The sequence below is a fragment of the Candidatus Hydrogenedentota bacterium genome (assembly GCA_019637335.1).
In the GTDB taxonomy this organism is placed as follows: Bacteria; Hydrogenedentota; Hydrogenedentia; order Hydrogenedentales; family JAEUWI01; genus JAEUWI01.
In genome coordinates, this window is sequence record JAHBVV010000004.1 from 147,456 (window position 1) to 168,514 (window position 21,059).

General features: G+C 64.1%; 16 protein-coding genes. 10 read left to right on the plus strand and 6 right to left on the minus strand.

The window, feature by feature from the left end; all coding sequences use genetic code 11:
* The first annotated feature begins 378 nt into the window (after nucleotides 1-378).
* Genes modA through modC form a run of 3 tightly spaced genes read left to right on the plus strand, consistent with a single transcriptional unit; the run spans nucleotide 379 to nucleotide 2,866 of the window.
* On the plus strand, nucleotides 379-1,119 hold the full coding sequence (gene modA, locus KF886_07340) for a molybdate ABC transporter substrate-binding protein (protein MBX3177155.1): 741 nt from the start codon (nucleotides 379-381) through the stop codon (nucleotides 1,117-1,119).
* Nucleotides 1,120-1,124: 5 nt separating this feature from the next.
* Nucleotides 1,125-1,790: a molybdate ABC transporter permease subunit gene (modB, locus tag KF886_07345; GenBank protein ID MBX3177156.1), complete on the plus strand. Its 666-nt coding sequence runs from the start codon at nucleotides 1,125-1,127 to the stop codon at nucleotides 1,788-1,790.
* Nucleotides 1,787-2,866, plus strand: a complete 1,080-nt coding sequence (gene modC / locus KF886_07350; protein MBX3177157.1) for a molybdenum ABC transporter ATP-binding protein — start codon at nucleotides 1,787-1,789, stop codon at nucleotides 2,864-2,866. Before modB ends, modC begins: the two co-directional genes overlap by 4 nt.
* A 211-nt stretch (nucleotides 2,867-3,077) precedes the next feature.
* Here modC and KF886_07355 read toward each other — a convergent pair whose 3' ends face one another.
* Nucleotides 3,078-3,971, minus strand: a complete 894-nt coding sequence (locus KF886_07355) for a dihydrodipicolinate synthase family protein (protein ID MBX3177158.1) — start codon at nucleotides 3,969-3,971, stop codon at nucleotides 3,078-3,080.
* A gap of 265 nt (nucleotides 3,972-4,236) precedes the next feature.
* Entirely contained in the window at nucleotides 4,237-4,662 is a 426-nt protein-coding gene (locus KF886_07360; protein ID MBX3177159.1) for a nucleotide pyrophosphohydrolase, read from the minus strand.
* Nucleotides 4,663-4,754: 92 nt separating this feature from the next.
* Between KF886_07360 and KF886_07365 the strand changes: the two genes are divergently transcribed.
* Nucleotides 4,755-4,934 carry a hypothetical protein gene (locus KF886_07365; GenBank protein MBX3177160.1) on the plus strand — a complete coding sequence of 60 codons (180 nt, stop codon included), beginning with the start codon at nucleotides 4,755-4,757 and terminating at the stop codon, nucleotides 4,932-4,934.
* Between the two features lie 11 nt (nucleotides 4,935-4,945).
* On the opposite strand, the gene KF886_07370 is transcribed toward KF886_07365, so the two are convergent.
* Nucleotides 4,946-6,016 (minus strand): hypothetical protein, encoded by a 1,071-nt coding sequence (locus KF886_07370; protein ID MBX3177161.1) that lies wholly within the window; start codon nucleotides 6,014-6,016, stop codon nucleotides 4,946-4,948.
* Between the two features lie 471 nt (nucleotides 6,017-6,487).
* Between KF886_07370 and KF886_07375 the strand changes: the two genes are divergently transcribed.
* From KF886_07375 to KF886_07395, 5 genes are all read left to right on the plus strand, one after another.
* A complete protein-coding gene (locus KF886_07375; GenBank protein ID MBX3177162.1) occupies nucleotides 6,488-7,456 on the plus strand; it encodes a D-glycerate dehydrogenase in 969 nt (322 codons plus the stop codon).
* A gap of 439 nt (nucleotides 7,457-7,895) precedes the next feature.
* Nucleotides 7,896-9,074 carry a Gfo/Idh/MocA family oxidoreductase gene (locus KF886_07380; protein MBX3177163.1) on the plus strand — a complete coding sequence of 393 codons (1,179 nt, stop codon included), beginning with the start codon at nucleotides 7,896-7,898 and terminating at the stop codon, nucleotides 9,072-9,074.
* Between the two features lie 213 nt (nucleotides 9,075-9,287).
* Entirely contained in the window at nucleotides 9,288-9,935 is a 648-nt protein-coding gene (locus tag KF886_07385) for an IMP cyclohydrolase (protein ID MBX3177164.1), read from the plus strand.
* A gap of 178 nt (nucleotides 9,936-10,113) precedes the next feature.
* On the plus strand, nucleotides 10,114-11,544 hold the full coding sequence (locus KF886_07390; GenBank protein MBX3177165.1) for an adenylosuccinate lyase: 1,431 nt from the start codon (nucleotides 10,114-10,116) through the stop codon (nucleotides 11,542-11,544).
* 10 nt (nucleotides 11,545-11,554) lie between these two features.
* The gene (locus tag KF886_07395; GenBank protein MBX3177166.1) at nucleotides 11,555-12,490 is read left to right on the plus strand and encodes a diacylglycerol kinase family lipid kinase; all 936 of its coding nucleotides are present in this window, start codon (nucleotides 11,555-11,557) and stop codon (nucleotides 12,488-12,490) included.
* Nucleotides 12,491-13,052: 562 nt separating this feature from the next.
* On the opposite strand, the gene KF886_07400 is transcribed toward KF886_07395, so the two are convergent.
* On the minus strand, nucleotides 13,053-14,552 hold the full coding sequence (locus tag KF886_07400) for an alginate export family protein (GenBank protein MBX3177167.1): 1,500 nt from the start codon (nucleotides 14,550-14,552) through the stop codon (nucleotides 13,053-13,055).
* Between the two features lie 413 nt (nucleotides 14,553-14,965).
* On the opposite strand from KF886_07400, the gene dxs reads away from it, so the two are divergent.
* Nucleotides 14,966-16,876 carry a 1-deoxy-D-xylulose-5-phosphate synthase gene (gene dxs, locus KF886_07405; GenBank protein ID MBX3177168.1) on the plus strand — a complete coding sequence of 637 codons (1,911 nt, stop codon included), beginning with the start codon at nucleotides 14,966-14,968 and terminating at the stop codon, nucleotides 16,874-16,876.
* Here the strand turns inward: dxs and KF886_07410 are convergent, their stop codons facing one another.
* Complete coding sequence (locus KF886_07410; GenBank protein MBX3177169.1) at nucleotides 16,877-18,349, minus strand: glycosyl hydrolase; 1,473 nt, start codon at nucleotides 18,347-18,349, stop codon at nucleotides 16,877-16,879.
* A gap of 399 nt (nucleotides 18,350-18,748) precedes the next feature.
* On the minus strand, nucleotides 18,749-20,626 hold the full coding sequence (locus KF886_07415) for a hypothetical protein (protein ID MBX3177170.1): 1,878 nt from the start codon (nucleotides 20,624-20,626) through the stop codon (nucleotides 18,749-18,751).
* Nucleotides 20,627-21,059: the final 433 nt, after the last annotated feature.

The following is a 21,059-nucleotide window of genomic DNA, read 5'->3' on the forward strand; positions in this document are numbered from 1 at the left end:
GTTTTGTGCGTGCGGGCCTCCCGGTAGCCTTCGCCTGCGAAGGAGTGATAGAGTTCAGCCGAGTCCATGGGCGCGCCCGGTGTGTGCGGCCGTTCATGACGCATGTAAGGATCAAATGGCGCCCCTGACTGCCGGGGTTCAAGTGAATCGCCGCGCCCGCAAGCCTTCGCGGCGGAGCTTGAGGGCCGGAGATACGCTGCGGGAGGATGCGCCCGTGGTTCCTCTTGAGATTTCGGGGCGGGTTCTCGGGAGTCCCCGGGGGCTCTCGTTGACTTACAGCTATGCCAGGCACTTTGTTGAATTGGACGAAACGTGATACTTCCAAAACACATACACACGCTTCGCCGCGCGGCAGCGACCGCGACGGGCGCCTGCGTCATTTTCGTCCTGCTGGGGGTTGTTGAGGGGGGGTGCGCGGCGTCCGGCGGCAATGAGGTTGTGCGTGTGGCGGTGGCCTCAAATTTCACGTCGGTTCAGGAAACGCTGGCCGCGCGGTTTACCGCGGAGACAGGTATTCCGGTGGAATCAAGCTACGGGGCAACCGGCGCGCTGTACAGCCAGATAGCGCATGGCGCGCCCTTCGCCATTTTGCTGGCGGCGGACGCGGAACGCCCCGCTCGGCTGGAGACCGAGGGCGCGGCGGTCGCCGGCAGCCGGTTCACCTATGCACTGGGCGCCCTGGTGCTGTTCGGTCCCGACGGGATGGAAGGCGGCGCGGGGGCCTTGCGCGCGGGCGCATTTACACGCCTGGCGATCTGCAAGCCGGAACTGGCTCCCTACGGCGCCGCGGCGCGCCAGGCCCTGGAGCGGCTGGTTGGCTGGGATGCCGTGGCGCCGAAACTCGTGCTGGGGGACAATGTGACCCAGACGTATCAGTTTGTCGCCACGGGCAGCGCGGAGCTGGGCTTCGTGGCCCTGTCGCAGGTGCTCGACCGGCCGGCATCGCACTACTGGCGCGTGCCGGACGATCTGTACGATCCGATCCGCCAGGACGCGGTGCTGTTGCGCGCGGGCGCCGGATCGGACGGGGCGCGGCGCTACCTGGTGTTCCTCCAATCGCCGGAGGCGCGCGGGATTATCGAGGCGGCGGGCTATCGCGTCCCCGAACCGGCGCGGTAGCAACGATGGACTGGCAGGCAATTGGCGTCACCCTGAAACTGGCCGCGGTCACGACCGTGCTGCTGCTGCTGATCGCCACGCCCCTGGCGTGGTGGCTCGAACGGCGCCGCACCTGGGCGCGGACGGTGGTGGAGACCCTGGTGGCGATGCCGCTGGTGCTTCCGCCCACGGTGCTCGGCTTTTACCTTCTCGTGCTGCTCGGACCGAAGGGCTGGATCGGAGGGGCCTGGGAATCGCTCGGAGGGCAGCGGCTCGTCTTCTCCTTTCCCGGGCTCGTCATCGGGTCGGTCGTCTATTCACTGCCCTTTGTGGTGCAGCCGATCCAGAATGCCTTCGCCGCGATCGGGCCGCGCCCGCTCGAAGTGGCGGCCACCCTCGGCGCTTCGCCCCTGGACCGTTTCCTGACGGTCTCCCTGCCTCTCGCCCGCCGCGGACTGCTCACGGCGGCGGTGCTCGGCTTTGCGCATACCGTGGGCGAGTTCGGCGTCGTGCTGATGCTCGGCGGAAGCATTCCAGGGGAGACCAAGGTGGTGTCCATCGCGGTATACGAGCGCGTGGAGGCCCTCGACTTCGCCGCCGCGCACGGTATGGCCGGCCTGCTGGTGGCCTTTTCCTTTACGGTGCTTTTCTTCGTGTACGCATTGAACCGCAACGCCAGGCCCGCGCCATGAGCGGGCTCACCGTCGACATTAACCTGGAGCTGCCCGGCTTCAAACTGGCGGCGCGCTTTGACGTGCCCGAGGTGCGCGTGATCGGGGTGTTCGGCCCCTCGGGATCCGGCAAGACCACCCTGCTCCGGGCCGTGGCCGGACTGGAGCGCCGCGCGCGCGGGCACATCCGGATGCGCGGGGAAACCTGGCTCGATTCGCGCGCGGGCGTGTGCGTGCCGGCGCACAAGCGGCGCGCCGGCTATGTGTTTCAGGAACCCAGTCTCTTTCCGCATCTCGACGTACGCGGCAACCTGGAGTACGGGCTGCGGCGCGTACCGCCGGGCGCGCGCCAAGTTGCCTTCGACGACGCGGTGGATTGCCTGGGCATCGCGGCGCTCCTTTCCCGAAGCACGGCTGCGCTCTCGGGCGGCGAGCGGCAGCGCGTCGCCATGGCGCGAGCCATCCTGACGAGCCCGCGGCTTCTGCTGATGGACGAGCCCGTCGCCAGCCTGGACGAGTCGAGCCGCGCCGCGGTCCTGCCCTACGTCGCGCGGCTCCACGATGCGCTCGGTGTGCCGGTGATGTACGTGAGCCACAACGTCCGCGAGCTCGCCCGCCTGGCGCATACCGTGGTGCGCGTGGAGGCGGGCCACGCGACGGACGCCGGCGCGACCGGGCCCTTCCTGGAGCGGCTGGCTCACCGGCCGGAGGAGGGCGGCGACGCCATGGCCCTCCTGGAAGTCACGCAGGTGCGCCACGATGCCGGTTACCACCTGAGCGAAGGCCAGTCGCCCTTTGGTCCGCTGTGGATGCCGGGCGCTTCCCGGGGAACCGTGCGGGTGCAGATTCGCGCCCGGGATGTCTCCATCGGCCTCCACCACGATCCGGAAAGCAGTGTACTCAATCAATGGCCCGCCGAGGTGCGCGAAATCCAGGCGGCGGGCCCCGGACAAATGCTCGTGCACCTCGGCCCGCCCGGCGATCCCCGAGGCCCCGGTCTGGTCGCCCTGATCACCGCCAAGTCCCGCGACGCGCTCGCGCTGGCCCCCGGGAAGCTCGTGTACGCCCGGGTCAAGGGCGTACAGACGGTGGCGTGAAACGCGGGTTCGAGGCCGGTGGGTTTCGGAACGCGCAGATCCGGGCACACGAACGCGCCGGGGCGCGATCGCGTGGCGCGTCATGGAGCTGTGCCACTTTTCTTTCGAGGTGGGTGTGGCGGGCGGCGCGTGGTTGGCGGGTGAAAAAAATCCCCCGGGAGAGTGACTCTGGGGGATTGGACGTCGTTCAATTGATTGTGCGGTTGTTGCGCTAGATCAGGCCCTGTTCTTCGAGGCCTTTGGCGATGTTCTTCTTCTCGACCGCCGTGAGCTCGCGCTGGGGCGGGCGGACGCAGCCGCCGTCGACAGTGCGGTGGCGCATAATTTCCTTGAGCCCGGCCAGGCCGCCGCCGTAGATAAACAGCCGACACGCCCGCTCAAGGCGAACCTGTGCCTGCCAGGCCTTTTTGAGGTTGCCTTTTTGCAGCTGCTTGTAGATCTCGGCGTAGAGATCGATGTAGCCGTTGGAGGAACCGGAAACCACGGCCTTCGAACCGGCGAGGATGGCTTGGTAGCCCTGCTCGTCGGATCCGTTGATGACGGCGAAGCCGTTCTTGCTCTGTCCGATGAGGCGGGTTATGAAGGGCATGCTCCCGGAACTGTCCTTAATGCCAACGATGTTCTCGCAGGCGTCCGCCAGCTTGCTGATGAGTTCGGCGGAGAGGGCGTTCTTCGCGCAGCTGGGAATGTTGTAGAGCAGAATCGGGAAGCCCGATGCCGCGTCCGCCACAGTCCTGTAGAAGGTGAACAGCGCGCTGTCGTCGTAGCCGTAGAAGCATGGCGCAACCACGGCGGCGGCGGCGGCGCCCGACTTCTGCGCGTGGAGCGTCAACTCCACCGTGGTGGCGGTGTCCATGGCGCCGGTATGCGCGATGACCTTGGTCTTCTTCGTAACCGCCGCGATCACTTCTTCGAGGATGGTCTTTCGCTCCTCGGTGGTGCACAGGTGGCCTTCGCCGGTGGTGCCGCAGGGGAACAGTCCCTCGGCGCCGCGGGACGCCAGGTGCTCCGCGATTGGCCCGACTTTGTCGTAGTCCACGTACTCTCCGCCCGCCGTAAACGGCGTGACCATGGCGGAGATGATTCCTTCGACCTTAAATCTCATACACTGCCCTTTCCTCAGTTCAGACACGACCACGCGCGGAGCGCGCGCCCAGCGCCTCTTGACGGTATCATACACCATTTTTTCGCGAATTTCGAGCTTGTATTGTATCTGTGCCGGGAATTCTATGCTTTGCTGGACACGATTTGCCGTAAAACCGGGAAAACGTGGATTCCGGCCAGGTACACTCCCGTGTTTCGCTCTCCCGAGGTGCAGTATAGCATTCACCGGCGTGAGATTTCGCGCTTCTGGCGACTCGGCGCGGCGTTCAGTCCTCACGTGGGCGGCGTTCGCGCGCTTTGGCCTGGTTCCAGGCTTCGATCGCCTCTTCGGGGGTGGTGGCGCGGGTTTCGCCGAAGACGTGGTCGTGGCGCCGCACCATTTTTTCGTGGGCGCATTGGAGCACGCTTTCGAAGGTGAAGAGGCCTTCCGCCTCGGCGGCGGCGACGCTGGCGAGCAGGGTGAAGAGTGCGTCTCCGCATTCCTCGCGGGCGTGGGCGGCGTCCCCGTGCTCCAGGGCCTCGACGTACTCCCGGCCTTCCTCGACGTGATAGCGGGCGAACGAGAGGGCGGTCTGTTTCTGGTCCCAAGGGCATCCCTCGGGGCTGCGGAGGTAGCGGGCGAGGTTAATGAGCGCCTGGTGCCACTCCCGTTCGGATTCGGGGGTGTTGTCGATGTGGGGTAGCGATTCCATGTTCGTCCTTTTGCGGGGCCGTTGCTCAAGTATTGTCGGGAAGCGCCGATAGAGTTTATTGGAATGAACACGAGGACACGGAGGTCCAGGCCATGATAATTCAATGTTGTGTATGCAAGATGGTCAAGTGGGGCAACGGGTGGCGTTTTGACGGGAAGGGAGGCCGCGCCGACGCCAGCCACACGTATTGTCCGCATTGCCTGGATGCCTGCCGGGCGGACATTCGCGCGGAGCGCGCGCGCGCGGACGAGAAGCAGCCGCTCAGCGCCTGAATTATCGTTGTTCAGCCGAAGAGTTCGAGGTTTTCCGGGGGCTTCGGCGGCTTGAATATTGGATACAGATCCACCAATACCTCCACGTCAATCGCGGCGTATAGAATTTGATCCTCCGCCAGCGGTCGCAGCGTCCAATCGGACGTCTGATTCGTTTTGTCCAGGTAGATTCCCAACTCCCGCTCGCAGACATCGCCCAGCTTGTGGCTCAGTCCCACGGATTTTTTGTGTTTGCTCCGGGAGGAGTGGAGCGTGTCGAACACATTGTGGATCCGTATGCCGTGCTTTCCGAGCATCTGTTCCTCGAAGAAGGCGTTGTGAATCACCTTCTCCACCCCCTCGTTCTCCATCAGCGCCTTTACGGGGGCCAGGTCGGGCATGGCCAGGGCGTCAATAATCCAGGATTGGTCGGGGATGCCGAGTTGAATGGTGCAGAGGGTTCGGGGTTCCTCCAGGGTCGTCTCGACGTCCAGCGCGACCATGGGCTCCGCGGCGAGTCGCGCGCAGAGGGCGGTCATCTCGTCGTAGCTATCCACCCAGGCAATCGGGAATCGGGGCTGGTAGATCCCGGCGCGGCGCGCGGTTACCGCGATGGCGTTGTCCTCCGAGGTGACGTCGAGCAATTCGACGCGATCACAATCACACGCGGAGAAGAGTTCCTTGAAGTAGGCGAGCGCGTCTTCCCGCGTTGGCGCGCCGCCTGTGGGCAGGCGGGTCCAGTATCGGCTTGCGACGAGCAGGCTGCCCCCGGGACGCACGTAGGAGAAGGCCTGCGCGATGGCGGCGCGGCGCGCCTCGTCGCTTTTGAGGCGTGTCATGAGGTAGACCATCATGACGAGGTCATAGCGGGTGGCCGGGAGTTGGCTGAAGCCGAAGGGGACGTGGGGGTCGTAGCCTTGGGCGTCGAACTTGCGGCGTTGCAGCCAGGACACGTCCACCCCGCGCCCGCACCCGAAGACCAGGAGGCGATCCTTCGGATCGATGAGCTGCGCTTCGACCATTCGCTGGAGTATGGGCGCGGCCTCGGTGCGCACGCGCACGCGCCGCGCGACAGTCTGTTCCGAATGCGCCGGTTCGTCCATGGGTTCCGTGTTGGGTTGCTTGTATACCGCGAGAGCCGGGCCAGCGCCACGCAGCCCGCGGGGGCGCGGCGAACTACCACATGCAGCCGGATATTGCGTCCCGCGCCCCGGCCCGTAGTATACGCGTCCGCGCGCGGGCGCTTCAAAGGGCGTCCCGCCAGGGCAATCGCACTTCAAATCTTGCGCACAAGCCGATGGCCGTTTGAAGAATTTCGAACTTAGAATAGGACTCGTGCTGGAACGCTGGCATTTCGCCCGCGGCGAATCTCTGACCTTGCCGGCAGAGATGCCGGCGCTCCAACACGCTTGCTTTCCTTGAATCCAGGTTTCGAGTCGACACGAGTTTACGCCCATCCGCCACGAGCGGGTTTAAACGCGATCGCCCCTGGGCGGGCGCGCCTTGAACTGTCCGGGCGGCCTGTGCGACGCTACGCGGCGTTACCCTCAAGACACAAGCCCCCGGAGGTCTCCATGCCCAGGATTTTCGTCACCCGCCGTCCGCCGGAGAGCGCCATCGCCCAGTTGAATGGGGCCTTTGGGGCCGAGAATGTGACTGTTTACCCCGAGGATCAACCGATCCCGCGGGCGGTCCTGCTGCGGGAGGTGAAGGGGGCGGACGCGGTGCTTTCCATGCTCACGGAGGCGATGAACGCGGAAGTGTTCGACGCGGCGGGGCCGCAGCTTAAGATCGTGGCGAACATGGCGGTCGGCTACAACAACATCGACGTGCCGGCGGCCACGGCGCGGGGCATCGCGGTGTCGAATACGCCGGATGTGCTCACGGAGACAACGGCGGACCTGGCCTTTGCGCTGATCCTCGCGACCGCGCGGCGCTTGAGCGAGTCGGAACGCTTTCTCCGGTCCGGAGCGTGGTCCAGCTGGTCCCCCACGTTCATGCTTGGCGTGGACGTCTACGGCAAAACCCTGGGCATCTACGGCATGGGGCGCATCGGCCAGGCGGTAGCCCGGCGCGCGGCAGCGTTTAACATGAAGGTGATCTATAACAACCAGACGCGGCTGCCCGAGGCCGAGGAGCGGGAACTCGGTGTCGCCTATGTGGACTTCCCCACGCTGCTGGCGGAATCGGATATCGTATCTCCCCACTGCCCGCTGACGGACGAAACACGGCACGTTTTCAATGCCGAGGCGTTCAAGGCCATGAAGAAAAGCGCGGTGTTCGTCAACACGACCCGCGGTCCCGTGGTGGACGAAGCGGCGCTGGCGTCGGCGCTTCACGCGGGCGAGATTTTCGCGGCCGGGCTGGATGTCTATGAGGACGAGCCGAAAGTACACCCCGACCTGCTGACGGTGGAGAACATCGTGCTCCTCCCCCACATCGGCAGCTCCACGCTGGAAACGCGATCGGCCATGGCCAACCTGGCGGCGGAGAATATTATTGCCGTGCTGCGGGGCGAGAAGCCGCCGACGGGGGTGAATTGAGAAGGGTGAAGAGTGAAGGGTGAGAGAAATGCCGTCAAGTCAGTTTCGGAATTTATGGGACCGGATAGCACTCGCTCACAAGATTTTGGGAGCGCCGTTATTTTTGCCTCTGGCGAATCCCATACCTTTCAGGAATGCGGCGCTCTCACAAGGCTTGACTGCTTTTGGCGGCGGGGGCGCAGGAGGAAACGCAGCGATACGAGTTGACGACCCGTCACCCACAAGCTGATGTCCGCTTGAAGCGGCCCGCTTGAGGGTGGCGCCCCCCGGAGTCGTAGGGGGTGAGAGAATATTTTCTTTGGCGCTTGCTGTCCGATCCGAGAACATCGACGCACGGCATACGCCCTTGCGCCTCCCGAGCACTCCCGAACGCCTTGACGCGTCGCGGCGTCCCGGGTATGCTGGCGCCATCGACCTTGAACAACGGGGAGGTATCGAGATGCATCTCAGCCGGCGGGGATTTCTTGCGGCGTCCTCTGGTCTTGCGGCAGCCGCGACGGCGGGCGGGCCACCAGAGAAGAAATACAAGGCCTGTATCATCGGCGACAGCACCCTGGGCGGTTACGGGCACCAGATTCATAACGCTTTTGCTTTTCGGGAGGATGTGGCTATTGTGGGGCTGGCGGATCCCGACGAGAAGGGCCGGGCGCGCTACGGCAACGAAGTGGGCGCGGCGCGCGCTTACGCGGACTATCGCGAGATGCTCGACAAGGAGCGGCCCGACCTCGTCGCCATCGGGCCCCGTACCACGGTGAAGCACCGGGACTACCTGCTGGCCTGCGCGGAGGTCGGCGCCCACGGGTTTATTGAGAAACCCCTTTGCGACCGCCTGGACGCCGGCGACGAAATGATAGCCGCGGCCGACGCGAAAAACCTGAAGTGGGCCATCGCGTATAACTTTCGCGGCATGCCACTGGTCCAGCGCGCGAAGAATCTGGTTTCCGAAGGACTCATCGGAACCGTACTGGAGGCCCGCGGGCGCGGCAAGGAAGACCATCGCGCCGGCGGCGAGGACCTGATTGTCCTCGGCACGCACGTGCTCGACCTGATGCGTTTCTTCATGGGCGCTTCACCGGAGTGGTGCGCCGCCGATATCACCGTCGATGGCCGCGCCGCCACCCCCGCGGATGTCCGCGACGCCACCGAGCCCCTCGGGCCGATTGTGGGCGACCGCGTCCACGCCATGTACGGCTTCCCGGGCGGGGCGGTCGGATACTTCGATTCCATGAAGAATCCAGACGGGAATGGCGGGCGCTTCGGCATCGACCTCTATGGGAGCCGTGGCGTGCTCTCGATTCGCATTCCCAAGGGGGATGAGACGGTGCGTGTGGGCTGGCTGGACGAATCGTCCTGGGCGCCGGTCGGGAAGGAAGCGACGTGGCGGCCCTTGCCGGACAGCCCGGCGGTCGAACCGGCCATACCGCCCGCCGCGCGCAACCGGATCATCACGGACGACCTCATCGCCGCGATCGAGGAAGACCGCCGGCCCGCATACAGCGTGCACGACGGCCTGGCGTCCTGGGAGATGATCCAGGCGGCCTTTGATGCCTGCGTCCAGGGCGGGCGGGTGACGCTGCCGCTGGCGGCGCGCACCCATCCGCTGAAGCGGTGGGGTTGAGCGCGGCGAATCCCTGACCTTGCCAGAGATGCCGGCGCTCCAAAGCGCTCACTTTCCTTGATTCAAGGTTCCAAATCGATTCAAGCTTACGCCCATATTCCGAGATCGAGTTTACATGCGGTTGCCCTCATGCGCCAGCTAGCGCGCCCGGCGCGCCATTCGTTATACTACCGGCTCATTTCCCCCATTTTTCCGAAGAGGAGCCCTTATTCCATGTATATCGGACGCATTGTGAGTGTTGTGCAGACGCCCGCGGGCCAGCTGGGCGCGGTATATCGCGTCTCCAGCCGTTCCTTTCCCAACCGCACGGCGGTGGCCGGCGAAAACAAGGTGGCCATTGTGCCGAAGGCGGGCCACGAGGGCGACATCCACAAGAATCCGTATATTGCGTATAACTGCGTTCAGGTCGTGTGCGGCGGCCAGGTGGCGGTCGTGACCAACGGATCGCAGACCGACCCCATCGCCGAGAAGATTGCCCAGGGCATGCCGGTGCGTGATGCGCTGGCCTTGACGAGCCTGGCGTTGGACTTTGAGAAGGACGACTACAACACCCCGCGAATCAGCGCGGTGGCCGACAAGCGCGACGGTTCGGGCTGGCTGGCGGTGGTCCGGCACGACGGCGTCGAAGTGCGCCGGTTGCCGCTGGAGCCGGGCAGGTTCTTTTATGTGGCGACCTATGAGGAAAACAGCATTTCCCTGGCGCAGTCCGGCGCGTATGACGCGGCCAGCGCGTCCGGGGCCTGCGAGTTTATCCTGGGTCAGGGCGTTTTTGCCGAGCGGACGAACCCCGTGACGGCGGTGGCGGCGCTGGACAACGGTGCGGGCTTTGACTTGCACGCGATGGACGCGGCGCAAGGCTGAGGCACAGGGACAGCAAGGACAGCAAGGACAGCAAGGACAGAGTGGACAGAGTGGACAGAGTGGACAGAGTGGACGGAGTGGACAGAGTGGACGGCGTGGACTCGGATACACAGCTTTCAAGCGTTCAGCCACTTGACGAAGTCCAAGATAGATGCAATTCATTTTAAAAAGGTTTCTCATGAACGACGTATACACCTCCCCCCTTGTGGAGCGCTTTGCGACGCGCGAAATGGCCGAGATCTGGAGCGCGCAGAAGAAATTCTCCACGTGGCGCCGCTGCTGGCTGGCGCTGGCGGAAGCGGAGCAGGAACTGGGCCTCGATATTACGGATGAGCAGATTGCGGAGTTGAAGGCGCATCTGGAGGACATCGATTTCGAGAAGGCGGCGGCCTACGAGCGGGAGACGCGCCACGATGTGATGGCGCACATTCACGCGCTGGGCGAGATCGCGCCGAAGGCGAAGCCCATTATCCACCTGGGCGCCACGAGCTGCTTTGTGGGGGACAACACCGATCTAATCCAGATCCGCGAGTCGCTGGAGATTATTCTGGCGAAGGCGGTGGCGGTGCTGGCGCGTCTCAAGGACTTCGCGCTTCAGTGGAAGGACCTCCCCACGCTGGGCTTCACCCACTACCAGCCGGCGCAGGTGGTCACGGTGGGCAAGCGCGCGTGCCTCTGGGCGCAGGACCTGGCTATGGACGTGGAAGATCTGGAGGACATCCTGGCGCGGCTGCGCTGCCGGGGCGTGAAGGGCACGACGGGCACCCAGGCCTCCTTCATGGCGCTGTTCGACGGCGATTCGGAAAAGGTGCGCAAGCTGGACCAGCTCGTGGCGGAGAAACTGGGTTTCAAAAGCTCCTACGGCGTCACGGGCCAGACCTACCCGCGCAAGGTGGACACGCTCGTGTTGCGCGTCCTCGCGGGCATCGGCGAGAGCACCCATAAGTTCGCCACGGACATGCGCCTGCTGCAGAACCTCAAGGAAATCGAGGAGCCCTTCGAAAAGACCCAGGTGGGCAGCTCGGCCATGGCCTACAAGCGCAATCCCATGCGCTGCGAGCGGGCGTGCGCCCTCTCCCGCTTTCTGATGGTGCAGCCGCTGCACAGCGAGTTCACCACGGCCACCCAGTGGTTCGAGCGGACGCTGGACGACTCCGCGATACGCCGCCTGAGCCTGCCGGAGTCCTTCCTGGCGGCCGACGGCGTGCTCAATCTCTACCTGAACGTCATGGAGAACCCGGCGGTTTATCCGAAGGTCATCGAGAAGCATCTCTGGGCGGAATTGCCCTTCATGGTCACCGAAAACATCATCATGGCCGGGGTGAAGAAGGGCGGCGATCGCCAGGAGCTTCACGAGGTCATCCGCACCCACAGCCACGCGGCCGGCGCGGTGGTCAAGCAGGAGGGCAAGGACAACGACCTGCTCGAACGCCTGGCCGGCGATCCCGCCATCGGCATGACCCTGGAAGAGATTCAGGACTGCATCGATCTCGAGGAGCTCGTCGGCCGCGCGCCGATGCAGGTGGTGGAGTTTATCGCGGGCGAGATCGATCCCATCCTGGCGCGCAACGCCGGCCGCGCGGGGATTACCTCCGACGTGCGGGTCTGAGCCTCGACCCATGAAGACCGCCGCCATCGTGAACCCCCGCGCGGGGCACGGCCGCTGTGAGCGCCGCTGGGCCGCCTGCCAGGGCGCGCTGCGGGACGCGGTGGGTCCATTGAAGTATTGTCCGACCGAGTATCCGGGCCACGGCAGCATTCTCGCGCGGGAGTTGTTGCGCGCGGGTTACGACCACTTGATTTCGGCGGGTGGCGACGGGACGCACTTTGAAGTGGTGAACGGCTGGTTCGAGCATGGCCAGGCTATCAACCCCGCCGCGCGCCTCACGGTGCTCCCGATGGGCACGGGATCGGACCTGGCCAAAGTGCTGGGGATTGCTCCCGGACTTCGCGGGATCGCGGCGCTGCGGGACGCGGAGGCCGTTCTGGCGGATGCCGGTTGCCTGACCTGCGCCACGGACCCGGGCGGGCCGGCGCGCACCTTCTACTTCCTGAACATCGCGCATTTCGGTATTGGCGGGGCCGCGTGCCGCTACGTGAACGAGCACAGCAAGGCCCTGGGCGGTTTCCTGTCGTATCTGCGCGCGATCCTGGTTATGCTGGCGCGCTATCGCGCGAAGGCAATGCACATCACGCTGGACGGCTCCATTCGCTTGGACGGCCCCGCGCTGGATTTTTCCGTGGCGAAAGGGTGCTACGACGCGGGCGGATTGCACCTCGCCCCCCACGCCCGCCTGGACAACGGCCAGTTCGATTGCTTCCACGTGGGTCCGATCGGATTTCTGGACGCCCTGCGCACGCTGCCGAAGCTCTACACCGGGCGGTTGAGCGAGCGGCGCGACGTGGTGACATACCTGCGCGCGACCCGCGTCGAGGCCAGCGCCGATGAAGCGGTCGAGGTGGAAATCGACGGGGAATTCGTAGGCTATCTACCGGCGACGGTTGTGCTGATTCCCGGCGCAATTCAGCTTACCCGCGCGCGGCGAGAGGGGTAGGCTGGACAGGCGGGAGGGGTAACCTACATTGCGGGTGGGATGCGTATCGTGCTTTAGATTCATCCGTTTTGAGCGCACGGGATTATTCACAGGCGTTTTTTGTGCCCGAATTATCCGGAACCCCCAATGTATGCCGGTTGGAGCCTCTGTTGGCGAAATCGTTTCGACTGGTCTTTCGGCCCGAAGGGCCAGTGCAGCTCCCAGCCCCGGGCAACGCCCGGGGAACACGGGGACACCGCCTTCCCCGCCCTGAAAGGGCAGCGCAGTGGTGAGTCAGTGCAGCGCTTCCGAAATTCAACTGCGCTGCCCTTTCAGGGCGTATAAGAAACCTACCGCTCAATCCCTGGGCGATGCCCAGGGCTGAAAACTGCATTGGCCCTTCGGGCCGAAAGAATGCGTTGGCATCCAGTTCTGCTGCCGAGTATACCGTCTGCGCTACAGACAAGCTCCAAGGAATCTTCTATCCGCTCATAACATCGCCGTCCGGAAACGAGATCCGGGCGATCGACTCATATCTTCCGTCATCGTTGCCGATATACCTTCAAACCGAATGAGCCGTGCGCTAGAATTTCAGCTGCAGATCGAAGTGGATATAGTCCGCGTCGTCGTTGTCCGTGCCGGCCACCAGTTCAAGGCCGTTCCGCGCGAAGAAATGGCCCTGTTCGAGTCCATCACCGACGAAGAGGTGCTCCCAGACCAGCGCGAGCGAAAGATCGGCGCTATACTGGTACTTCGCCATCAGGAAGGTGGTCCAGCCAAGCTCCTTGTCGTTTGGACGCGTCCAGGCCGGGTAGAAGAAGAGCACGGGGGTTTCGAAGGGTTCATCGATTTCGAAATAGGCGACTTTCGCGCCCAGCGTAATCTTCTCGGTCGGTTTCGCGGTCGCGCCGGCGCGAATCTGCCAGAAATTGGAGAGTTCCTGGGTGATGCCGAGGTTCAGGCTGTAGGGCGTTCCCGGAAACAGCCGGTTGAAGCTCACGCTCGCGCGGCCCTCGCCGGGGAATAGGACGTCTTCCCACCGAAATTCGCGGTTGTCCTCGCCCTGGAACCAGGCGCCGCCCACATAGATCCGCGGATTCCACGCCATGTCCAGCGTATACCCCACTTCGAGGTCTGTGGCGAAGTTTCCGTAGTCGGCGTCCGTATCCCCGTAGGTTACCGGCGTGAAGAGCCCGCCCACGTGGTCCGCATTGCCAAACTGGTAGGCGATCTCCCAGTCGTAGTCGAAGGCGCCGTGGCTGCCCCAGATCCGCGCGCCGGCGGTGTGCTGCCAGGAGGCCCGGTAGTCGTCGAGGCCGAGCAGGCTTTCGAACCACTCGCCCGCCGGCCCCAGGGTTGTGTCCACGGGTTCGTTTCCGTCGCGGACCAGCATCCAGTACAGCGAGAGCTTGACACTATCGAGGCCCTTCCAGGTTCCGTAGACGCCGTAGAAGTCCAGATCCTCATCGCCCGCGATGGTCTCGTTCAGCTTCATCCACCACGCGTCCACCTCGAAGTCCGCTGGCGTCCATGTCAGGCGGACGCCATCGAAGGAGCGCCCGATGATGGCGGTGGCGATGTCGTCGACCAGCCAGCCCTTCCCGAGCCGCATTTCCTGGCGTCCCAGGCGCGCGCGGAGCGGAAGTCCGAACGTTTTGCGCGTCTCAATGTAGGCCTGGTACAGGTCGGCCGATCCGTTGGCTGCGGCCCGGTCCGCGCCGCTGATAACGTTGCTACGGAAGGATTGCCCCCATAGATCGTAGCTCTCGAATTCGGCGAACGCGGAAACGTCCGAGGTGAAATCCGCCTTGACGTTCAGGCGGGTGCGGTGCTCGACGAAGGCCAGATCATTGCCCGCGCTGTCGAAATCGAAGCGGCTGTTCAGTCCAAAAGGGCCGAGCGGGCGGTTGGCGAAGCTGTATCCAACATACCGGGGCGTGGCCGGGCCGGCGATGGCGTTGCTGTAGTTGTCGTTCCAGAAGCGGCCACGGATGCGGATCTCCCCGCCGGCCTGGACCGACTGGAGTTCTGCGAGCGCGGTTGAGGCGAGTACCAGGGCGGCGGTGCACAGGATGCGTTTCATGGCGGCGAATCTCCCCGTATCTGGTTGGTGTTCCCGACCGGCATGCGGCTTTAACATGCATTCCAAATACATTATAATGCGCGCGGAAGCCGGATTCAAGTGAATTCTCCCGCAAAGACGCCCATAAGGCCCCCGCCACACGCAGTCTACGGGAGCAGGATGGGAAGGTCAACGGCTTCGCGCTGGACCTGGGTTTTCCGGCGCGGCGCGGCTCCGGAATCGCGCGGCTGTGGTCCCGCTGGATTGCGCTGTGGTATACTCGCGCTTTGCGCCGGGCCTGCGGCGCGTGCTTTCGGACGAGGCCAAACCGGGTTCCCGGGACACCAGAACGCCTTTGTTCGGAACCTTTTTCGCGGGCCGGATATGAATTCGTTGCAGGTAGCCGATAACCAACGGAACCATATAGACCGACCATGTCCCTACTCGACTCGATCAACAGCCCCGCCGATTTTAAAGCATTCTCCATTGCCGAGCTCGAAGAGCTGGCGCGGGAGTTGCGCGCGCGCGTTTTGGACGTAGTGAACCACAACGGGGGTCACCTTTCAGCCCCCCTGGGGGTGGTGGAGCTGACGCTGGCGCTTCATTACGTGTTCGATGTCGGGCGCGACCAGTTGATTTGGGACGTGGGGCACCAGTGCTACCCGCACAAGCTACTGACCGGTCGGCGCGACGTGTTCGACACGATCCGCAAGAAGGATGGCATCAGCGGCTACCCCAAAATCTCGGAAAGCCCCTACGACTGCTTTGGGACGGGCCACTCTTCGACCTCGATATCGGCGGCGGTCGGCATGGCGGTCGCGCGGGACCGGCTGAACGAGGACTATTCGGTGATCGCGCTGATTGGGGATGGCGCGATAACGGGCGGGATGGCGCTCGAAGGCCTCAGCCACGCCGGGCACCTGGGTCTGGACATGCTGGTGATCCTGAACGACAACGAGATGTCCATTTCGCCGAACGCGAGCGCGCTGAACAAGTATTTCAATCGCCTTATCATGGCGGAGCCGTACAAGCGGGCGAAGGAAGACGCCGGTAGCTTCGTAAAGAAGGTTATCGGCAACCGCATGACCCGCGCGATTCAGGACATCGAGAAGTCGGTGAAGGGCTACATCACCAAGGGCGCGCTTTTTCAGGAGCTCGGGGTGAATTATCTGGGGCCGGTGGACGGGCACGACCTGCCCCTGCTGATCGAATGCCTCACGAGTATCAAGAGCATGCACGGGCCGATCCTCCTGCATTGCCGGACGGAAAAGGGCAAGGGCCTCAAAGCCGCCGAAGAAGACCCCCTCAAGTACCACGGCGTCTCCCCGCGCGCCATCAAGCCGGCGGAGGAAGAGGGCGAGCCCCTTCCCAACGAGCGCGAAAGCCAGGCGCCGCCGGCCCGCAGCTTCACGGACGCGTTTGTGGAGGGCATGCTGGAGGCCGGGGCCGCGGACGAGCGCGTGGTGGGCATTACGGCGGCGATGCCGACGGGCACGGGCCTGTCACGCTTCGAGGAGGCCTACCCCGATCGCTTTTTCGACGTGGGAATCTGCGAGCAGCACGCGGTTACGATGGCGGCGGGCATGGCGGCGAAGGGCCTTCGCCCGGTGGCGGCCATCTACTCGACATTCCTCCAGCGCGGCTACGACCAGCTCATCCACGATGTGTGTATTCAGAAGCTGCCGGTTGTCTTCGCGATTGACCGCGCCGGGCTTGTGGGCGAGGACAGCCCCACGCAGAACGGCACCTTCGATATCTCCTTCCTCCGGTGCATTCCGGACCTCCAGGTGCTCGCGCCGCGCGACGACGTGGATACGCGCCTGATGCTGCGCTGGGCGCTCCAGCAGGACGGCCCGATCGCGATTCGTTATGCGCGCGGCAGCGCCCCCACCATCGGAGCGGCGGACGGGCGCGACATCGCGCGGGGCGAGGTGTTGCGGGAGGGAACCGACGCCACCTTCCTGGCCCTGGGGCCGTGCCTGAAGTCCTGTATCGAGGCCGCGGAGCGCCTCGCCGGGGAAGGTTATTCCGTGGGCGTCGCCGATGCGCGCTTCGTCAAGCCGCTCGATGCGGCCCTGCTGGACAGCCTGATCGATCGCCCCATCATTACGGTGGAAGAGAACACGCTCGACGGTGGATTCGGATCCGCCGTGCTGGAGCATTTCGCGAATGCCGGCCGCCTCCAGGAGTTGCGCATTCACCGCATCGGCATTCCGGACGTATTCAGCGAGCAGGCGACCCGAAGCGAGCAGCTGGAAGCGCACGACCTGCACTCGGACGGCCTCTACCGTTCGGTGAGCGCCTATTTGCGCGCGCAGGCCGCCGAGGTGGCCGCCGGGCACTGATTAGTTCGCGGGCGCGCGGTACGTCGTTACCGACCGGGCGGCGGCCGTGGCGTTGAATTGCGTTCCGCCGCTCGATACCGTCAGGGGGATATCGCGCTCGGACTGGTTCACCGCGATCAACACGATGGCGCCGCCGGGATTGCGAAACGCGACGTGCTGTATGTCCGGCAGGTTCTCGCCGGAGTCAATGCGCACCGCGCTCCGTTCGATGAACTTCATGAATTGGCCGTACATGTAGTAATCGAAATTGTAGCGCACCTCCAACGTCTCCGCGTCCAGCACAATACAGGTCTCCGTGGCTACGAACGGCCCATTGTTCGGCCCGCCGTTGGAATCGATCATGGTCACCCAGGCGTTGTAGGAGCTGGCGCCGTTGCGGAAGAACGCGATAATGTCGGCGGCGCCTTTCAGGCCGAAAGTCGAGCCTTCGGTAAGGTAGACCGGCTTATCCGGGAATTCCTTCAGGAATTCTCCCATCGCCTCGGGCTCCCCGACGTAGGGGTGAAACGCCGTGCCGTCAACGAATTTCGCGGCCTCGGGATCGCTCAGAATGTTGCGCGGGTACCAGAGGTTGTTGAAGTTGTGGTCGAAGCACCAGATCTTTGTGCTGATACCGGCCTGGTCAAAGGTGGGGCCGAGGTGTTCGCGGATGAAGTCGCGCTCGGGCAGGCCCATGATGTCGCGGTTCACCGGCCACCAGGTATCCTCGTCCTCCACGAGGGACCACTGGCACGAGGGATACCACCAGCTGCGGACATCGTCGCGCTTGTTGACGCCGGGCTCGTTCTGCACCGTGACGGCGTAGATGGGGATGCCTTCCGCCGCGTAGGCGCGGATGAACTTCACGAAATACCGCGCGTAGGCATCGTAATAGCGCGGGTACAGATGCCCGCCGATGTGGTCGTCGCCCGTCTTCATCCAGCCCGGCGGGCTCCAGGGCGAGGCGTAGAACAACAACTCGGGGTTCTTCTCCCGCGCGAGCTGGAGCACGGGCAGAATGTAGGCGCGATCCTTCTCAATCGAGAAATGCGCCAGTTCCGGGTCCTTCTCCCCCGGCGGCATGTCGTTGTAGGTGTACCAGGGGTCCCCCGTGAAATCCGGCGTCCCCATGCAGATGCGCATGGTGTTCATGCCGATGCCGTTCTCGCGGGACACCAGGCGTTCCATGACCTCGGCGCGCTTTTCTGGGGACAAACGCCACAGGTTGGCGCAGGTGGTGTGCTCCAGGGACGCGCCCAGCCCGAGTATGCGCTGGTAGGTGGTGTTCGGGTGTATCCGGATCGTCTGCGCGCCCACGTCCGCTTCGCCACCGGCCTCCAGGGGCGGCTGCGGCGCCAGGGCATGTCGCAGGTCGGGGGTGCTGACCCAGCTCTCGATTGCGTCCGAGGGGGAGGCGCCGTGCAGCGTGAAGCAGACGAGAAGCAGCGGCGCAACCGCGCCCGTTTGCAAGATTGCATGATGTCGGGTTTTCAATTTTCCTCTCCTCGATTCGGTACCGTGTTTCGTGACGCGTTGCGTCACTCGTTAAGGATGAAAATGGACGGCGGCTTCGCCGCCTGGCAGGCGGGGACGCCTGCGCTCCCAGCCTTTGACGCTTCCTTTTTTTGGATGCTGTAATCTGTTTTGTATGAGGCAGTTGTGGTGATGCTGAGGCGTGTTTTTTCAGAGCAGCCGTTCGTGACGCGTTGCGTCACTCGTTAAGGATGAAAAGCCGGTTGCTTCGCAACCGGTACACAGCCGGGACGGCTGTGCCACGTTCCTTGGACGCTTCACGTTGGTTCGTAAGAGTACCCTCGAAGGGATGTGGCACAGGCGTCCCGCCTATGTATTTTCGAAGAAGTGGATTGCATTGGGAGTCTCTGGCGGCGCCGATCATTCAAAGGTGGCGGACTCACCGGTGATAGCAACCTCGTACGCCTTCTGGTAGGCCGATTCATCCGCGGCATCGTTCAACACCGCGAGGAGCGTGCAGACCCGCAGTTCGCCGAGCGCGATGCGCAGTCCGGTATCCGTCCGCTCGAACTCGACGGGCGTGACGCCCTCTGGTGTCACCGCGACGACACGGGCGGGATCAATCCACGCGGGCAGCGACGTTTCGATGGTGACATTCTCGTGGGGCGTGAAGGGATACGACTCCGGGTGAATTTCGTAGTTCTGGTTGGTCACGCAGAGGAGCAGTTTGTCCGGCGCGACCAGGGGCGCCACGTCGACCTGGTCCGGCGCGGTGGTGCGCAGCGCCACCGGATCGGCAAGCAGCAGGTCGTCGCGCACCACGCGCATCACGCGGCCCCAGTCGCGCATGGCCTCCACGGCGTCGGGGAAACGATCGGCTTCCTTCTGGCTGAAGTTGAACCAGAGGATCCCCTTCGCGCCGCGCCCCAGGTTGAACATGAGCTGGGCCGCGATCTCGTCCGGCGTCGGGCAGTAGCGTTTCGGGCGCTGATCCCAGTCGGCGATGGCCTGCGACCAGACCCAGATGGGTTTCGGTTCCGACGCCTCCTTCAGATCCCGGGTGTAGTACCCGGTCTCCTCCAGCCGCGTGCCGTAGATATGCGGCCACACACTGCTGGTCGGTGCGCCGACGCAGTAGTGATCGTGGCAGGGTATATCCGGGATAGAGGCATACTCGAAGAACTTCACGTTCCGGCAGAGCGTGATCATGGTTGGGATGCTGGCATCGATGCTTTTGGTGCTCTGATCCTTGAGCAGCATGTCCGACGGGAGAATCGACCAGTCGGGCTCATCGTACAGCATCCAGCAGGTGACCGCCGGGTGGCCGCCCAGGCTGCGCAGCGTGTCGACCGCCGCCCCCACGCCGCTCGCGTGGACCATGGTGTGCAGGCCATATTTGGGGACGAGCTCGGCGTAGAACGGATCTTCCTTGCGCCCACCCTGGACCAGGGTGTCGATGTGGATGCGGCGCTGGAACGCATAGGTCGATTCATCGCCGCTCCACGCGCCAATCGGGAAGCGGCTCGTATGCGCGCGCCGGTGAGCATACACCTGGCGCGTCTCGCCGTTCTCCTCCACCCCGATGCGCAGGATCAGCAGCTCGGAAGGGGCCATGGGCTTATCGAGCGCGAGCGTCCCGATGGTGTGCGCCGGCCCCTGACCCTCCGCGGCGGTCCACGTCACGTTTTTGACCGTGTGGTTCAATACCTCCGCCGACGTGAACCGGATACTGCCGGTCCCCGTGTAGCGAACGTGGAAGGTCATCTCCGAGAGGTTGTCCGGCATGACGATCGACGCCACCCGGACCGGATCGGGCCGCAGCGCCGTTTCGCCGAATCCCACGGGCTCCCACGTGCCGTCGACAATCGCCACGGACAGCGGATTTCCCTCCGCGAATTCCGCGCTGACCGCGTTTACCTCCAGCACGGTGCTCTGGCCGGGCCGCAGGTTGGTGTCGTACCAGCGGTGCCACGCCAGGAAACGCCCGAGCAGCCAGTGGGACTCGTCCTTGCCGTTCAGCCGGTAATAGCGCAGCCGCCGCGATTCGTCGCTCGTGTTCGTAAGGTAAATGTGTATCAGGCCGCCCTGATTCGGGGTGTCCTGCTCGATTTCCCGCAGCGCCTCCGTCTCCCAGCGCGCGGGGCGGTACTCGATGCGGTCGATGCGTAGCTTCTGGTCGGGCGCGAGTTCGGTGCTGGCCCCTTTTTGCGCCGTCTGTGCGCGAGCGGCCAGGGCCACTCCGAATAGCAGAAGAAGGGCGGCCAGCACGGACGCGCGCCGCTCAAGCATTCTCGTCATACTGCACCTCGTCACCCTGTGCGGCGTACACCCTAATCGCCGCCCGAAGACAGTATAGGGACATAACCTGGGGGGAACAATCCGCCAGACTACCGGTGCTATATGCCAGACTATCATGTCGGGCAAGTTACCAATAGAACGGATAGTCGACCAAAACGCTTTCAATCGTCACTTGCGGAGGCCATTTCACCAGTATCAGCACGCAGGATCTCGTCCACAGGTTTGTGGATGGGTTTATATGGACCCAGAACGCTACCTTGATCGGGCTTCGAACTCCACGGGATGGAGGGACCGAACATGCTTGTAGTCTAGAATCTTCCTGTCCGCGGTCACCAGGGGGCATGCGAGATCGATAGCGGCGGCAACAAGCATTCGATCCGCCGGATCGCGGTGTATCTCGCCGGGCAAGCGACTTGCGTTTACGGCTACCGAC

Coding starts and splice junctions, on each gene's coding strand:
- modB (MBX3177156.1), top strand. CDS start 1,125: ATGGACTGGCAGGCAATTGGCGTCACCCTGAAACTGGCCGCGGTCACG.
- modC (MBX3177157.1), top strand. CDS start 1,787: ATGAGCGGGCTCACCGTCGACATTAACCTGGAGCTGCCCGGCTTCAAA.
- KF886_07355 (MBX3177158.1), bottom strand. CDS start 3,971: ATGAGATTTAAGGTCGAAGGAATCATCTCCGCCATGGTCACGCCGTTT.
- KF886_07360 (MBX3177159.1), bottom strand. CDS start 4,662: ATGGAATCGCTACCCCACATCGACAACACCCCCGAATCCGAACGGGAG.
- KF886_07365 (MBX3177160.1), top strand. CDS start 4,755: ATGATAATTCAATGTTGTGTATGCAAGATGGTCAAGTGGGGCAACGGG.
- KF886_07370 (MBX3177161.1), bottom strand. CDS start 6,016: ATGGACGAACCGGCGCATTCGGAACAGACTGTCGCGCGGCGCGTGCGC.
- KF886_07375 (MBX3177162.1), top strand. CDS start 6,488: ATGCCCAGGATTTTCGTCACCCGCCGTCCGCCGGAGAGCGCCATCGCC.
- KF886_07380 (MBX3177163.1), top strand. CDS start 7,896: ATGCATCTCAGCCGGCGGGGATTTCTTGCGGCGTCCTCTGGTCTTGCG.
- KF886_07385 (MBX3177164.1), top strand. CDS start 9,288: ATGTATATCGGACGCATTGTGAGTGTTGTGCAGACGCCCGCGGGCCAG.
- KF886_07390 (MBX3177165.1), top strand. CDS start 10,114: ATGAACGACGTATACACCTCCCCCCTTGTGGAGCGCTTTGCGACGCGC.
- KF886_07395 (MBX3177166.1), top strand. CDS start 11,555: ATGAAGACCGCCGCCATCGTGAACCCCCGCGCGGGGCACGGCCGCTGT.
- KF886_07400 (MBX3177167.1), bottom strand. CDS start 14,552: ATGAAACGCATCCTGTGCACCGCCGCCCTGGTACTCGCCTCAACCGCG.
- dxs (MBX3177168.1), top strand. CDS start 14,966: ATGTCCCTACTCGACTCGATCAACAGCCCCGCCGATTTTAAAGCATTC.
- KF886_07415 (MBX3177170.1), bottom strand. CDS start 20,626: ATGACGAGAATGCTTGAGCGGCGCGCGTCCGTGCTGGCCGCCCTTCTT.